This is a genomic window from Pseudomonas versuta (genome assembly GCF_001294575.1).
In the GTDB taxonomy this organism is placed as follows: domain Bacteria; phylum Pseudomonadota; class Gammaproteobacteria; order Pseudomonadales; family Pseudomonadaceae; genus Aquipseudomonas; species Aquipseudomonas versuta.
In genome coordinates this window covers 2,149,080-2,162,628 of the sequence record NZ_CP012676.1, presented here as the reverse complement: position 1 = coordinate 2,162,628, position 13,549 = coordinate 2,149,080, and the positions used below count along the sequence as shown (strand labels likewise).

The following is a 13,549-nucleotide window of genomic DNA, read 5'->3' as shown; positions in this document are numbered from 1 at the left end:
CGCTTCGGTCATGTTTAAGGAGATCCCGGTGGATCTACGCCAGCTGGAAGCGTTTGCCGCGGTAATGTCGGCGGGCAGCGTCACGGGGGCCGGGCAAATGCTCGGGCGTTCACAACCCACCGTGACCCGCCTGATTCAGGAGCTGGAGCAGGAGTTGGGGTTTGCCCTGTTCGAGCGCAGCGGGCCCAAGGTCACGCCGACGCAAAAGGCCTTCATGCTCTCGGCCGAGGTGGACAGTGCCTTGCAAGGGGTGCGTCACGTGCAGCAGCGGGCGCTGAACATTGCCCGGGACGAGAACCGCAGCTTGCGTCTGGTGGCCACTCCGGCGCTGGCGTCCGGGTTGCTGCCACCGGCGCTGGCACTGTTACCGGCGGGCCTGCAACCGCAACAGTTGCAATTGCACAGCCTCACGGCCGAAGCGGCGGTACAGGCGGTACTGGCGAAAACCGTGGACCTGGGCGTGGTCAGTCTGCCGGTCGAGCACCGTGGCCTGGACCTGCACTGGATTGGCGAGGCGGCCTGCGTGGCTGTGCTGGCGGCTGATTCACCGCTGGCGGCGCAGCCGGTACTGAGCATGCAGACCCTGGCGCAGCAAACCCTGATCAGTATTTCCAATCCCTTTCGCTTTCGTCGTCGGATCAATCGCGCCTTCGAAGCGGCGGGTGTTGAACCGCAGCACATTCTGGATACCAACACCTCCCTGACCGCCATGCAGATGGCCCGGGTCGGTCTGGGCGTGGCCCTGGTTGACCCGTTCACCGCCTTTGGTGTGCCGTTGAGCGGGGTGGTTGTACGCCCGATTGAAAGCAACATCCCGTTTTTCTTCGGTTTGATCTCGGCCTTTGCCAGCCCGCTGTCGGAAGTGGCCCAGGCGTTGATCGAGACCTTGAAAGTGTCCTCCCGGGACCTGCTGCCGGGCATGACCGTACACCCTGCAAGCCGTCACGATGCGCTGATGCAAAGCATCTACGCGGGCTGAAAGGAGCGAGCCTTTTCATCGCGGCCCCGCAGACCTCCATAGGGAACCCCCCCGGTCCCGCAGACGCATCAACCCCCTGTAGGAGCGAGCTTGCCTCGCGAGCTTTTTCATCGCGACAGCGTAGAGCTCGTTCCTGCAGGGTGGGCGCATATTCTTTTTGGAAATATCCATATCCTGATCTGGCAGTTGATGGAATAAACAGCGCCCCTTAGTATTCAGTTACCACATTCAGTGCGCTTAAGAATCACGAAAACGAATTGAAGGCTACCAACATAGACCTTCAAGCTTCGCGGACATCCAGCCGACCTCGGCAAATCGCCGCACGACCTGCTTCAACCTTTTTGGCGATTTATCGGGGGAGTTTGCTTATGCAATCCGGCGCATCATCGGCTTCAGTTTTTTCACCGGCAGCCATCGCGCTGACAGGTCTGTGGATGGTCAGCGCGCCTGCGCTGGCGCAAGAGGATGAGGACAAGGCCCGCAGCAAGGCCGAGCCTGTGATGCAAACCGTGGTCTCGGTGGGTAACCGCGGCACTCAGCGCACGGTGGCGCAAAGCGCGGTGCCTATCGATGTGATCAGCGGCCAGGAATTGCTCAAGCAGGGCGCCAGTACCAGCCTGCGTGATGCACTGGCTCAGTTGCTGCCTTCGTTCAACGTGGCCAAGGTCACCGGCGGTGCCTACAGCAATGTCGCCCGGGCGGCAGGTCTGCGCGGTCTGGGCGGCGGTTATGTGCTGGTGCTGGTGAACGGCAAACGCCGTCACGGCGGTTCCGTCGCCTCCGAAAACTCGGTGCTGTCCGAAGGCTGGAACCCGGCCGACCTGGACCTGATTCCGATCAGCGCCATTGACCGGGTCGAGGTGCTGCGCGACGGCGCTGCGGCGCAATACGGCTCTGACGCCATTGCCGGGGTGATCAATATCATCCTCAAGTCCAACAGCAGCGGCGGCAGTGCCAGCACCATGGCCGGGCGCCGTTCGCATTACGCCAGCGGCGTCGGCTCCAACGGCGAAACCTATCAGCAGACTTTCGACATCGGCATGCCATTGCCCAATGACGGGTTCTTCAACTTTGCCCTGGATGCCAAGAAGCAGGACAGCACCAAGCGTTCGGGGGTGGCCACCGGTGATTTCTACTACCCGGTCAACGGCCAGCCGGACCCGCGTGAAGCCAGTATCGAGAAGCGCAGCTACGGCGGTGGCTTGCCAGAGATCGAGCAGATCAACGTTTCGTACAACGCCGAACTGCCGCTCAACGATGCCATCGCCCTGTACTCGTTCAGCACCGTCGGCCAGCAGAACGCGCTGGTGTCCATTGCCTATCGTCGACCCAACGGCAATACCATCATCAACGAGCTGTACCCGGACGGTGTCGCCCCGGATTTCACCTTTGACAGCTTTGACTACCAGAGCGTGTTCGGTGCCCGTGGCGATGATCTGGCCGGCTGGGGCTGGGACCTCAGTACTTCCTACGGCGTCAACCGCCAGAAGCAGAGCAGCAAAAACAACCTCAACCCGTCCCTGGGCACCGCCAGCCCGACCCGTTTCGATTTGCAGACCAACCAGTTCACCCAGTGGACCACCAACCTGGATCTCCACCGCAAGTTCGACATCGGTACGCGCAACCCGCTGAACTTTGCCACCGGGCTTGAGTACCGCTTCGAGCAGTACCGCACCGAGTCCGGCGACGCTGCTTCCTATGCCAACGGCGGTTATCGCTACCCGGCCGGACACCCGCGTGCCGGTCAGTTGTCGGCCATTGGTGCCCTGGGCAACTACCTGCTGTTACCCGAGGATGAGGTCAATCTGCGGCGCAGCAACTCGGCGGCCTATGTCGATCTGGGGCTGGATGTGACTGACAAATGGTTTGTCGGCGCCGCCGGGCGTTTCGAGCACTACACCGACAGCTCGGGCAACACCTGGACCGGCAAGCTCTCGACCCGCTATGCCTTAACGCCGCAACTGGCTGCCCGGGGGGCCCTGAGCACCGGCTTCGTTGCGCCTTCGATGGTGCAGCAGGGCTATGCCAAAACCGGCCTTGGCCGTCGCACCGTGGGCAATCAGACCCAGGACATCATGATCAAGCGGGTGCAGCCGAACTCGGCCATTGGCCGGGCGCTGGGCGCCGAAGACCTGGAGCCGGTGAAGTCGCAAAGCGTTTCTGCCGGACTGACCTGGACCCCTGTCCAGGACCTCAATATTGCCCTGGACGCCTATCTGATTGACCTGCAGGACCGTATCGCGCTGATCAGCCCGCTGTCGGGTTCGGCGGTGGACAAGATCCTCGCCGCCAACGGGTTTTCCCATGTGCAGCAGGTGCAGTACTACGCCAACGCCTTCGACACCCGGAGCAAAGGCCTGGACCTGGTTGCCGACTACACCCAGCACCTGGACCGCTTCGGGCGCTTGCGCTGGAACCTGGGCGCCAACTGGAACAAGGCCACCATCACTGACCTCAAGGCCAACCCGGCACAGCTGCAAAGTCTCGGTCTGTCGCGCTTTGAAGCCACTGAGCTGGGCGGTGTGACCGACCTGATCCCCAAGAGCAAATACATCGTCGGGGTGAACTGGCAAGTCAACGACTGGGACATCGGCCTGCGCAGTACCCGCTACGGCAAGGTCAAGCGCCTTGGCAGCGGCACCACCGGTATCGATGAAACCTTCAGCGCCAAATGGATCACCGATGTCGACGTGAGCTATGCCCTGACCGACAACGTGTCGGTGTCTCTGGGCGCCGACAACGTGTTCAACGTCTACCCGGACAAGCACACCGTGAATGATGTCTCCGGCGGCTCCTACTACTCGTCGATCTCGCCGTTCGGCTCTTACGGAGCGTTCTACTACAGCCGCCTGAACATCGATTTTTAAGCCCATGGGCCATGCGCCCGCTCACCTGATTGAGAAACCGACAATGCCCCACACCCCTGCACCCCTCGGTCTGACTGCCCTTGAAGCGCGCCTGCGCGAGGATTTGCAGTGGCTCGATTTACCCGCCCGGCCCTGGGTCAAACCGCGCCACCTGGAAGACCGGCCACTGCTTGAAGTGGCGGTGATCGGCGGCGGTATGGCCGGGCTGGCGGTGGCTGCCGAGCTGGGGCATCTGGGGATCAGGGCGGTGGTGTTCGATCAGTCTGAAGAGGGCTTTGAAGGGCCGTGGGCAACCACGGCGCGGATGCAGACCCTACGCTCGCCCAAGCAATTGAGCGGCCCGGCGCTGGGCTTGCCGGCCCTGACCTTCCGCGCCTGGTTCGAGGCGCAGTTCGGGCTGGCGCAGTGGGAGGCGCTGGACAAGATTCCACGTCTGCAATGGGCGCAATACTTGCGCTGGTACCGCCAGGTACTGGCGCTGGATGTGCGCAATCGCCACCGCGTTACCCGGGTCCAGCCCCGGGCGGACGGTTGCGTGGAGTTGCAGATCGACAACATCGGGAAGCTACAGACGGTATGTGCCCGGCACGTGATTCTGGCCACCGGGCGAGACGGTCTGGGCGGGCCCTGGGTACCCGAAGTGGCGCTGCAATTGCCGCGCGAGTACTGGGCGCATTCGGCCGATGGCCTGCAGGATCACTGGTTTGTCGGCAAGCGGGTTGCGGTGATCGGCGGTGGCGCGTCGGCCATGGATGCGGCGGGCACTGCGCTGGAAGCTGGTGCGCGTTCGGTGGACCTGCTGGTGCGGCGCACCGATTTGCCACGGGTCAACAAGGGCAAAGGGGCCGGTAACCCGGGCATGACCCATGGTTACTGGCGCTTGCCGGATGACTGGAAGTGGAGCATCCGCCACTACCTGAACTTGCAGCAGGTACCGCCGCCCCATGGCAGCACCCTGCGTGTTTCGCGGCATGCCAACGCCCGTTTTCTGCTGGGCAGCCCGGTTGAATCAGTGGCGGTGCAAGCCGATGGCAGCCTGTTGTTGCAGACCCCGACGGCACGTTTGCAGTACGACTTTCTGGTGTTCGCCACCGGCTTTCGCAGCAACTGGGAACTGCGGCCGGAGTTCGCCCCGATTGCTTCGCACATCAAGCTTTGGGGTGATCGCTACACCGCCCCCGAGGGCCGGCAGGACCAGGAGCTGTCGCAACTGCCGGACCTGGGCCCGTTGTTCGAGTTCCAGCAACGCACGCCCGGCGCCTGCCCGGGGCTGGATCGGGTGCACTGTTTCAGCTACCCGGCAGCCCTGACTTACGGCGGTGTTTCAGGCGATATTCCGGCCATCAGCGAAGGTGCCAAACGCATGGCTCAGGGCCTGGCCGGGCAGTTGTTCAACGACGATGTGGCGCTGCATTTTGAGGCCATGCAGGCCTATGACGAACCTGAGCTGCAGGGCGATGAATGGCAGCCGGGCCGCTTGCGGGCCGAGGAGCTGCGTACATGAGTGGCTGGCTATTGCGACGCCTGGGGCAAGCCTTGCTGGTGATGCTGCTGATGACCCTGATCGTGTTCGTCGGCCTCAATGCCATCGGCAACCCGGTGGACATCCTGGTGGGCGAAGACCTGAACCAGGCCGAGCGCCTGCAAGCGATCGCCCGCCTGGGGCTGGATCAACCGTTATGGCAGCAATACCTGAACTTCCTCAATGGCGTGCTGCACGGCCATCTGGGCAAAAGTTATGTCTACCACGAAGACGCCTTGCAACTGATTTTGCAGCGCCTGCCTGCGACTCTGGAACTGGCATTCAGTGCCCTGTTGATGGCGATCCTGATCGGCGTACCACTGGGGCTGTACGCCGGGCTTTACCCGGACACGGCTGCGGCACGGCTAATGATGGCGGGGAGCATTATCGGCTTTTCGCTGCCGGCTTTTTGGGTGGCACTGATGCTGATCCTGCTGTTCTCGGTGCATCTGGGCTGGCTGCCGGCCAGCGGCCGTGGCGAAACCCGCGAGTGGCTGGGCATTCAGTGGTCGTGGCTGACCCTTAACGGCTGGCAGCATTTGTTGCTGCCGGCGCTGAATCTGGCGCTGTTCAAGATCTCTCTGGTGCTGCGCCTGACCCGTGCCGGGGTGCGCGAAATCCTGCCCAGGACTTCGTCAAGTTTGCCCGGGCCAAAGGCCTGTCGCCGACGCGGGTGATCCTCATGCACGTGCTGCGCAATACCCTGATCCCGCTGGTGACGGTACTTGGCCTGGAACTGGGCTCGACCATTGCCTACGCGGTGGTGACCGAGAGCATTTTTGCCTGGCCCGGCGCCGGCAAGTTGATTCTGGACAGCATCAACAACCTCGACCGGCCGGTGGTGGTGGCATACCTGATGGTCGTGGTGGTGATTTTCGTGACCCTCAATCTGCTGGTCGATGTGCTGTATCGCCTGCTTGATCCGCGTGTTCGTCTGGAAGGTGCGCAATGACCGTGCTGATCAAACCCCCTGCACAGTTGCAGGTGCAATCGCTGTGGCAACGCGGCGCGGTGGATTTTCTGCGTTCGCCGTTGGCCGTCACCGGCCTGCTGGTGCTGCTGGCGATTGTGCTGGCCGCGTTGCTGGCACCGTGGATCACCCCGCAAAACCCCTATGACCTGATGCAACTGGACGTCATGGATGCACGCCTGGCGCCAGGTGCCATCAGCCAGGAAGGCGCTTACACCTACTGGCTGGGCACGGACGGACAGGGCCGCGACCTGTACTCGGCGATTATTTATGGCTTGCGCATCAGCTTGCTGGTGGGCGTGGGCTCTGCGTTGATCGCGGCCGTGGTCGGTACTTTGCTGGGGCTGATCTCGGCCTATGCCGGGGGCTGGGTCGATGCGCTGATCATGCGGGTGGTGGACCTGTTGCTGTCGTTCCCGGGGATCCTGATGGCGCTGATGATTCTGGCCTGGCTGGGCAAGGGGGTGAGTAACGTGATGCTGACTCTGGTGCTGCTGGAGTGGGCCTACTACGCCCGTACGGCGCGCGCCCAGGCGCTGGTCGAAAGCCGTCGCGAGTATGTCGAGGCGGCGCGGGGGCAGGGCATCAGCCGCTGGCGGATTGTGGTCGGGCACATTTTGCCCAACTGCCTGCCACCGCTGATTGTGATCGGCGCATTGCAGATCGCCCGTGCCATTACCCTGGAAGCGACCCTGTCGTTCCTCGGCCTCGGGGTGCCAATCACCGAGCCGTCGCTGGGCCTGCTGATCGCCAACGGCTTTCAGTTCATGCTCGGCGACGAGTACTGGATCAGCGTGTTTCCGGGCCTGGCGCTGCTGCTGACCATCGTTTCGATCAACCTGGTGGGCGACCGCCTGCGTGATGTACTCAACCCGAGGTTGCAGCGATGAACGCACTACAGACTGCTGTGCTGCCCGCGACCCTTGAGGTGCGCGGCCTGTCGACTTCTTTCCATACCCGCGACGGCATCCTGCCGGCGGTGCGCGAAGTCTCGCTGCGATTGCAGCCGGGGCGGATTCTCGGGCTGGTGGGGGAGTCGGGGTCGGGCAAGTCGGTCACTGGTTTCTCGATCATGGGGCTGGTGGATGCACCGGGGCGGATCAGCGCCGGGGAGATCCTGTTCCAGGGCCGCGATCTGACCCGGTTGTCAGCCAGAGAGCTGCGGCATTTGCAGGGCAATCGCATCGCGATGATTTTTCAGGACCCGATGATGACCCTCAATCCGGTGTTGCGCATCGACACCCAGATGATCGAGGCGGTACAGGCGCACAACCCTATGAACCGGCGCCAGGCCCGCCAGCATGCCAGCGACACCTTGGCCGCGATGGGCATTGCCAGCCCCGAAGAACGCCTGCGTGCCTACCCGCATCAACTGTCCGGGGGCATGCGCCAGCGGGTAGCCATTGCCATAGCCTTGCTGCATCGCCCGGACCTGATCATTGCCGATGAACCGACCACGGCCCTGGATGTGACGATTCAGGCGCAGATCCTCGGCGAAGTGCAAAAGCTGGTACGCGAGCAGGGCACCGCGCTGATCTGGATCACCCATGACTTGTCGGTGGTGGCAGGCCTGGCCGATGAGGTGGCGGTGATGTACGCCGGGCGCATCGTCGAGCAGGGCAGTGTCGACGCGGTGCTTGACCGGCCACTGCACCCCTACACCCAGGGCCTGATCGACAGCCTGCCCAGTCGCAACCAGCGCGGTCAGCGGCTGCGGCAGATTCCGGGCATGGCCCCGGATCTGCTGTCGATGCCTGCCGGCTGTGCCTTTGCCGAGCGTTGCAGCCGGGCCAGCAGTGCCTGCGCGGTGCAGCCGCCCGCGGTTGCAATTGAACCCGGTCGCAGCCTGCGCTGCTTCCATCCCGCCGTTGTTCAGCCTGGAGTTGCCCATGGCCAATGAATCTGTGCCGCTGATTGAGTTGCGCCAGGTCAGCAAACAGTTTGGCCAGGCCCCCGGCGGCCTGCTGCAACGCCTCGGCCTGCGCCAGCCGCGACCGGTGACCCGGGCAGTGGAGGGCGTCGACCTGCGCATTGCCCGGGGTGAAGTGGTGGGGCTGGTGGGCGAGTCCGGCTGCGGTAAATCCACGCTGGGGCGCATGGTTGCCGGCTTGCTGCCGGCCTCAAGCGGCAGCGTAAGTGTCGACGGGCAACCGATGGAGTCGCTCAGCAGCAGCGAGCGGCTCAAGGTTCAGATGGTGTTTCAGGACCCCTACGCCAGCCTCAATCCGCGGCTGCGGGTTGACCGTATTGTTGGCGAAGGTGCACTGCGTCAGGGGCTGACCGACGCTGGCGGCTTCGATGATTACGTCAGTGCCCAGTTACGCCGTGCCGGTTTGAGCCCGCAGTTGCGCCAGCGTTATCCGCACCAGTTCAGCGGCGGCCAGCGCCAGCGCATCGGCATTGCCCGGGCGCTGGCCGTGCAGCCGCAGTTGCTGGTGTGCGATGAGTCGGTGGCGGCGCTGGACGTGTCGATTCAGGCCCAGATCCTCAATCTGTTCATGGACCTGCGCGAGCAACTGGGCCTGACGTATCTGTTTATCAGTCACGACCTGGGCGTGGTGGAACACCTCTGCGACCGGGTGGTGGTGATGTATCTGGGGCGGGTGGTGGAGTCGGCCACGGTGGACGAATTGTTTGCCCGCGCCAATCACCCCTACACCCAGGCGCTGCTGGCTCAGATCCCCCGTTTTGAACTGCGCCGCAGTCAGTACCAGGCCATTCGCGGGGAGATTCCCAGCCCGCTGAATCCGCCTTCCGGCTGTCATTTCCATCCGCGCTGCCCGCATGCCACAGCCCGCTGCCGCGAACAGGCGCCGGCGCTGCTGCAAGTGTCACCCGGCCATTTCAGTGCCTGCCATCTCAACTCTTGAACGGAACCGACCATGAAACCGCTGCTGCTTACGTTATTGACTGCTGCATTGCTGAGCGCTGCGGCCGGGGCCAGTGCCCAGTCCCTGCGCATTGCTTACGCCGACCCGGTGTCGTCTCTGGACCCGCAATTGAACAACCACGCCGGGGACCGCTCCCTGGCACTGCATGTCTGGGAGTCGCTGCTGGAGCGTCATGACAACCAGACCTTGCCCGGCCTGGCGACAAGCTGGAAGACCCTGGATGACACCACCTGGGAGTTTTACTTGCGCAAAGACGTCAAGTGGCAGGACGGCCAGCCCCTGACCGCCGATGATCTGGTGTTCTCTCTGGAGCGGGCGCGCAACGTGCCGGGCAGCGTGGCACCGTATTCCAGTTCACTGCGCACCATCGCCTCGGTCAGTGCCCCGGACCCGTATACCTTGCGGGTCAAGACCACAGAGCCCAATACGTTGTTGCTGCAAAACATCGATTCGATCTACATCGTCAGTCGCCATGTGGGAGAACACTCCAGTACCGAGGAATACAACAGCGGCAAAGCCGTGATCGGTACCGGGCCCTATCGCCTGGTGTCCAATGCCCAGGGTGATCGCAGCCTGTTTGAGCGCAACCCTGATTACTGGGGCAAGCCGCCGGTGTGGGATCAGGTGGATTACCGCTATATCGCCAACCCGGCCAGCCGTACCGCAGCCTTGCTGGCGGGGGATGTGGACGTGATCGACAAGGTCTCGCCCGCGGATGTGAAAAAGCTCGCAGCCACTCCCGGCGTCAGCCTGTTTGCCTACCCGGGCCTGCGCGCATTGCTGATCCAGCCGAGCTTTCATGAAGGCCCCAACGAGTTCATTCGCGACAACCAGGGCAGGCCACTGGCCGAAAACCCGTTGCGCGATGTGCGGGTGCGTCAGGCGCTGTCGCTGGCAATCAACCGCAAGGCGATTGTTGAACGCATCCTGCAGAACACCGTGACCGAGGCCAACCAATGGATGCCGGCCAATACCTTTGGCTACAACCCGCAGGTGAAAAATATTGCCAACGACCCGGCGCAGGCGAAAAAACTGCTGGCCGAGGCCGGGTACCCCGATGGCTTTCAATTGACCGTACACGTGCCCGGCGACCGCTACCCGCTGGCCCCGGAAACCCTGCAGGCGGTGGCGCAGTTCTGGGCCCGGATCGGGGTCAAGGTGGATCTGCAAGTGGTGCCATGGTCGGTGTATGCCAGCCGCGCCAACAAGAACGAGTACGCGGTTACGGTGATTGCCTGGGGCAATGGCACGGGTGAGGCCAGTTACGGGCTGACCAATGTGCTGGCCAGTGCGGATGCCGGCAAAGGCCTGGGCTCATCGAACTGGGGGCGTTACAGCAATCCGTTGGTGGACCAGGCGCTGGAGCAGGCTTCGTCAGAGTTCGACGATGGCAAGCGCGAGGCGATCCTGCGTCATTCGGTGACGCTGGTGACGGACGATGTGGGCGTGTTGCCGCTGTTCCATTACCAGAATATCTGGGCGGCGCGCAAAGGGCTGCGGGTCGATCCGCTGCTCAGCGACCGCACCACGGCGATGATGGTCAGCGAGGAAAAAAAGTAATGGCGACGCTGCACATCAGCCCTGCCGATGGCCTGCTGGACGAGCCGCGGCAGATCGTGGTCGAGGGGCTGGCAGCGGGGCAGCAGGTGACCCTGAGCAGCCAGACCCGACGTGGCGGCGAGCACCTGTGGCGCAGCTCGGCGACGTTTGTCGCTGACGCCCGGGGCCGGGTTGATCTTGAACAGGATGCGCCGCTGACAGGTGATTACAGCGGTGTTTCGGCCATGGGCCTGCTGTGGAGCCAGCGTGCCGGGCAAGGGCGCAGCACTGCAGTATTCAATGACTCAGTGGTGCAGCCCTTGCTGACCGAGATTCGCCTTGAAGGCAGCGACCAGATGCAGACCCTGATCCAGCGCCTGGCGGGCGAAGGTGTCAGCCGTCGCGAGATTCGAGAGAACGGCCTGGTGGGCACCCTGTTTGTGCCCGCAGGCCCTGGCCCGCACCCGGCGGTGATGGTGCTCAACGGCTCCGGCGGCGGGATCAACGAAGCCCGTGCTGCGCTCTATGCCTCGCGGGGTTACAGCGCGCTGGCGCTGGGTTATTTCAAGGCGCCGGGGCTGTCGGATTACATCTCCAACACTCCGCTGGAATATTTCGAGCAAGGCCTGGCATGGATGCACCGCGAACTGGCGCCGGCCGATGGCTTTATCGCCCTCAGTGGCCAGTCCCGGGGAGGCGAGCTGGTGCTGTTGCTGGGTAGCCTGTTTCCCCGCTCGGTGGCTGCGGTAATCGGCTACGTGCCCAGCGCGCTGGTGCATGGAGGCCAGGCAGCGGCGGACCCGGCGGTGGGGCGCGATGGCCCGGCCTGGTTGTACCGTGGCCAGCCGCTGGTGCATGTGTGGAACAACAATCGTCACGCCAGCTGGGCGGCCCGGGATGCCGGGTTGCGCAATGCGCTGTCGATCAGCACTGCGCTGCAAGACGCGCAAGCGGTGGCGCGGGCGTGCATAGCCGTGGAGCAGATTCGTGGCCCGGTACTGCTGCTGACGGCGGGGGATGATGCGGCCTGGCCGTCCAGCCGTTTCGGGCAGATGGTCTGTGAGCGTCTGCAGTCCTCGCGACACCCGTGGCCGGTGGCGCAACACGATTACCCGCTGGCCGGGCACAGCATTTTGTTGCCTTTCATACCTGCGACCTATAGCGACGACGGTGAGCCGGCAGCCAATGCCCGGGCCAATCAACAGTCGTGGCAAGCCGTCAGGGAATTTTTGCAGAACGCCGTGGCAGCACGCCGGGCGCAGACCAAGGAGTTGCAATGAACAGTCCTGCCATACCCGATCTGCTGGATCGACTGTTACTCGACGCCGGGGGGCCGGTGCAGCAATTGCGACAGGCACGGGCCAAGGTGGTGAGTGCCACCCAGGGCAGCTATGAGACGCTGTTCGACCCTGACCTGCCCGGCAACCTCAGCCCTGAAGAACGGCTGCTGGTGGCCTGGTACGCCTGCCTGCTGACCCCGCACGGGCCATTGGCGGCCCATTATCGCGAGCTGTTGCACCTGGAGCCCCGGGTATTGGCGGCGGTTGAAGAGGATGCGCTGCACACACTGGGGCAACCTCGGCTGGAGGCGATCCTGGGGTTTACCCGCACCTTGGTGCTGGACCCGGTTGCAGGTGATCGCGCAGCCCTTGAGCAACTGTTGGCGGCGGGGCTGGCACCGGTGGATGTGGTCACGCTGGGGCAGCTGATCGCCTTTATTTCCTATCAAGTGCGTCTGGCTGCAGGCCTGAGTGCGCTGCAGGCACTGGGGGCGGCGCAATGAGTGAGTTTCTGGATATTCAAGGTTTCACCAGCCGCAGCCTGGGCTGGAAGGCCTGGCTGCCGACCCTCGATCTGGCGCAGGCCACGGCCGAGCAGCAAGCGGTACTGGAAGAGAGCCATCCCCAGGCCAAAGTTTCGGACTATTACCTGACCCTGATCCATCAGCCTGAAGTGCTGCGCCAGCGCTCGCTGGCGTTCAATGCGATCATGTATGCCCCGGGCGGCCTGTCCCGTGCCGAACGCGAACTGGCCAGTGCAGTGGTGTCGCGGATCAACCGGTGCGTGTACTGCGCCTCGGTGCATGCCCAGCGTTTCGAGCAGTTGGCCAAGCGCAATGATGCAATCGCCGAGGTCTTTGCCGACCCCCACAGTGCCGGCACCACCCCCCGGGAGCGGGCGATTGTGCAGTTCGCCATCGACCTGACCCTGAACCCGGGTCAACTGCGCCCCGAGTTATTGCAGGGCTTGCGCGAACAGGGGCTGGACGACGGCGAGATTCTTGACCTGATCCACGCTATTGCGATCTTCGCCTGGGCCAATCGCTTGATGCTCAACCTTGGGGAGCCGGTGGGGCTGTAAGGGTACAGAATCTGTAGGAGCGAGCTTGCTCGCGAGCGCTTTATTGCTGCTTTGAAAAGCTCGCGAGCAAGCTCGCTCCTACAGGGAGGGGGTTGTCGGGGATTTATTGTAGGAGCTGACTTGCCAGCGATGGCGGTGAACCAGAATGGGCATCGGTTCAGACACTCCGCCATCGCGAGACAAGCTCGCTCCTACACGGGGGCGGGGTTGTCGGGGGATTCTTTTCTCGTGCAAACATCGATTGTGGGAGCGAGCTTGCCTCGCGAGCTTTTCTGCTCCTGCAGCTTTGCCAATTTCAATGCACTTTAAAATCGCAAACCCTGAGACTTTTTTACACCTAAGGTAATGCGAATAAGTTATTGGCTGACTCTTTTTAAGATCGTTTAGCTTTAAGTCATCGCCGGTCAAACATCGGTAAAA

Annotated in this window: 10 protein-coding genes and 1 pseudogene; all 11 read left to right on the top strand. The window is 63.1% G+C overall.

Features of this window, described 5'->3' with window-relative positions:
- The first annotated feature begins 28 nt into the window (after window positions 1-28).
- The 11 genes and pseudogenes from AOC04_RS09625 (at window position 29) to AOC04_RS09575 (ending at window position 13,129) form a co-directional block, all read left to right on the top strand.
- Entirely contained in the window at window positions 29-979 is a 951-nt protein-coding gene (locus AOC04_RS09625; RefSeq protein WP_060692796.1) for a LysR family transcriptional regulator, read from the top strand.
- A 368-nt stretch (window positions 980-1,347) separates the two neighbouring features.
- Window positions 1,348-3,846, top strand: coding sequence for a TonB-dependent receptor plug domain-containing protein (locus AOC04_RS09620; RefSeq protein WP_060692793.1), 2,499 nt, complete (start codon window positions 1,348-1,350; stop codon window positions 3,844-3,846).
- 43 nt (window positions 3,847-3,889) lie between these two features.
- Window positions 3,890-5,350 carry an FAD-dependent oxidoreductase gene (locus AOC04_RS09615; protein ID WP_060692791.1) on the top strand — a complete coding sequence of 487 codons (1,461 nt, stop codon included), beginning with the start codon at window positions 3,890-3,892 and terminating at the stop codon, window positions 5,348-5,350.
- Window positions 5,347-6,320, top strand: a pseudogene (locus AOC04_RS09610) (ABC transporter permease). Before AOC04_RS09615 ends, AOC04_RS09610 begins: the two are co-directional and overlap by 4 nt.
- A complete protein-coding gene (locus tag AOC04_RS09605) occupies window positions 6,317-7,228 on the top strand; it encodes an ABC transporter permease (RefSeq protein WP_060692789.1) in 912 nt (303 codons plus the stop codon). Before AOC04_RS09610 ends, AOC04_RS09605 begins: the two are co-directional and overlap by 4 nt.
- Complete coding sequence (locus tag AOC04_RS09600) at window positions 7,225-8,238, top strand: ABC transporter ATP-binding protein (RefSeq protein ID WP_060692787.1); 1,014 nt, start codon at window positions 7,225-7,227, stop codon at window positions 8,236-8,238. Before AOC04_RS09605 ends, AOC04_RS09600 begins: the two co-directional genes overlap by 4 nt.
- Window positions 8,228-9,208 carry an ABC transporter ATP-binding protein gene (locus AOC04_RS09595; protein ID WP_060692785.1) on the top strand — a complete coding sequence of 327 codons (981 nt, stop codon included), beginning with the start codon at window positions 8,228-8,230 and terminating at the stop codon, window positions 9,206-9,208. Before AOC04_RS09600 ends, AOC04_RS09595 begins: the two co-directional genes overlap by 11 nt.
- A 12-nt stretch (window positions 9,209-9,220) precedes the next feature.
- Window positions 9,221-10,789, top strand: coding sequence for an ABC transporter substrate-binding protein (locus tag AOC04_RS09590; RefSeq protein ID WP_060692783.1), 1,569 nt, complete (start codon window positions 9,221-9,223; stop codon window positions 10,787-10,789).
- Window positions 10,789-12,048, top strand: a complete 1,260-nt coding sequence (locus AOC04_RS09585; RefSeq protein ID WP_060692781.1) for an acyl-CoA thioesterase/bile acid-CoA:amino acid N-acyltransferase family protein — start codon at window positions 10,789-10,791, stop codon at window positions 12,046-12,048. Before AOC04_RS09590 ends, AOC04_RS09585 begins: the two co-directional genes overlap by 1 nt.
- Entirely contained in the window at window positions 12,045-12,551 is a 507-nt protein-coding gene (locus AOC04_RS23940; protein WP_060692779.1) for a CMD domain-containing protein, read from the top strand. The genes AOC04_RS09585 and AOC04_RS23940 overlap by 4 nt, the downstream gene beginning before the upstream one ends.
- Entirely contained in the window at window positions 12,548-13,129 is a 582-nt protein-coding gene (locus AOC04_RS09575) for a peroxidase-related enzyme (RefSeq protein ID WP_060692777.1), read from the top strand. The genes AOC04_RS23940 and AOC04_RS09575 overlap by 4 nt, the downstream gene beginning before the upstream one ends.
- Window positions 13,130-13,549 lie beyond the last annotated feature (420 nt).

Bases quoted from the DNA above. Each gene is read 5' to 3' on its own strand.
- AOC04_RS09620 (WP_060692793.1), top strand. From the start codon at position 1,348: ATGCAATCCGGCGCATCATCGGCTTCAGTTTTTTCACCGGCAGCCATC.
- AOC04_RS09575 (WP_060692777.1), top strand. From the start codon at position 12,548: ATGAGTGAGTTTCTGGATATTCAAGGTTTCACCAGCCGCAGCCTGGGC.
- AOC04_RS09585 (WP_060692781.1), top strand. From the start codon at position 10,789: ATGGCGACGCTGCACATCAGCCCTGCCGATGGCCTGCTGGACGAGCCG.
- AOC04_RS09590 (WP_060692783.1), top strand. From the start codon at position 9,221: ATGAAACCGCTGCTGCTTACGTTATTGACTGCTGCATTGCTGAGCGCT.
- AOC04_RS23940 (WP_060692779.1), top strand. From the start codon at position 12,045: ATGAACAGTCCTGCCATACCCGATCTGCTGGATCGACTGTTACTCGAC.
- AOC04_RS09615 (WP_060692791.1), top strand. From the start codon at position 3,890: ATGCCCCACACCCCTGCACCCCTCGGTCTGACTGCCCTTGAAGCGCGC.
- AOC04_RS09595 (WP_060692785.1), top strand. From the start codon at position 8,228: ATGGCCAATGAATCTGTGCCGCTGATTGAGTTGCGCCAGGTCAGCAAA.
- AOC04_RS09600 (WP_060692787.1), top strand. From the start codon at position 7,225: ATGAACGCACTACAGACTGCTGTGCTGCCCGCGACCCTTGAGGTGCGC.
- AOC04_RS09605 (WP_060692789.1), top strand. From the start codon at position 6,317: ATGACCGTGCTGATCAAACCCCCTGCACAGTTGCAGGTGCAATCGCTG.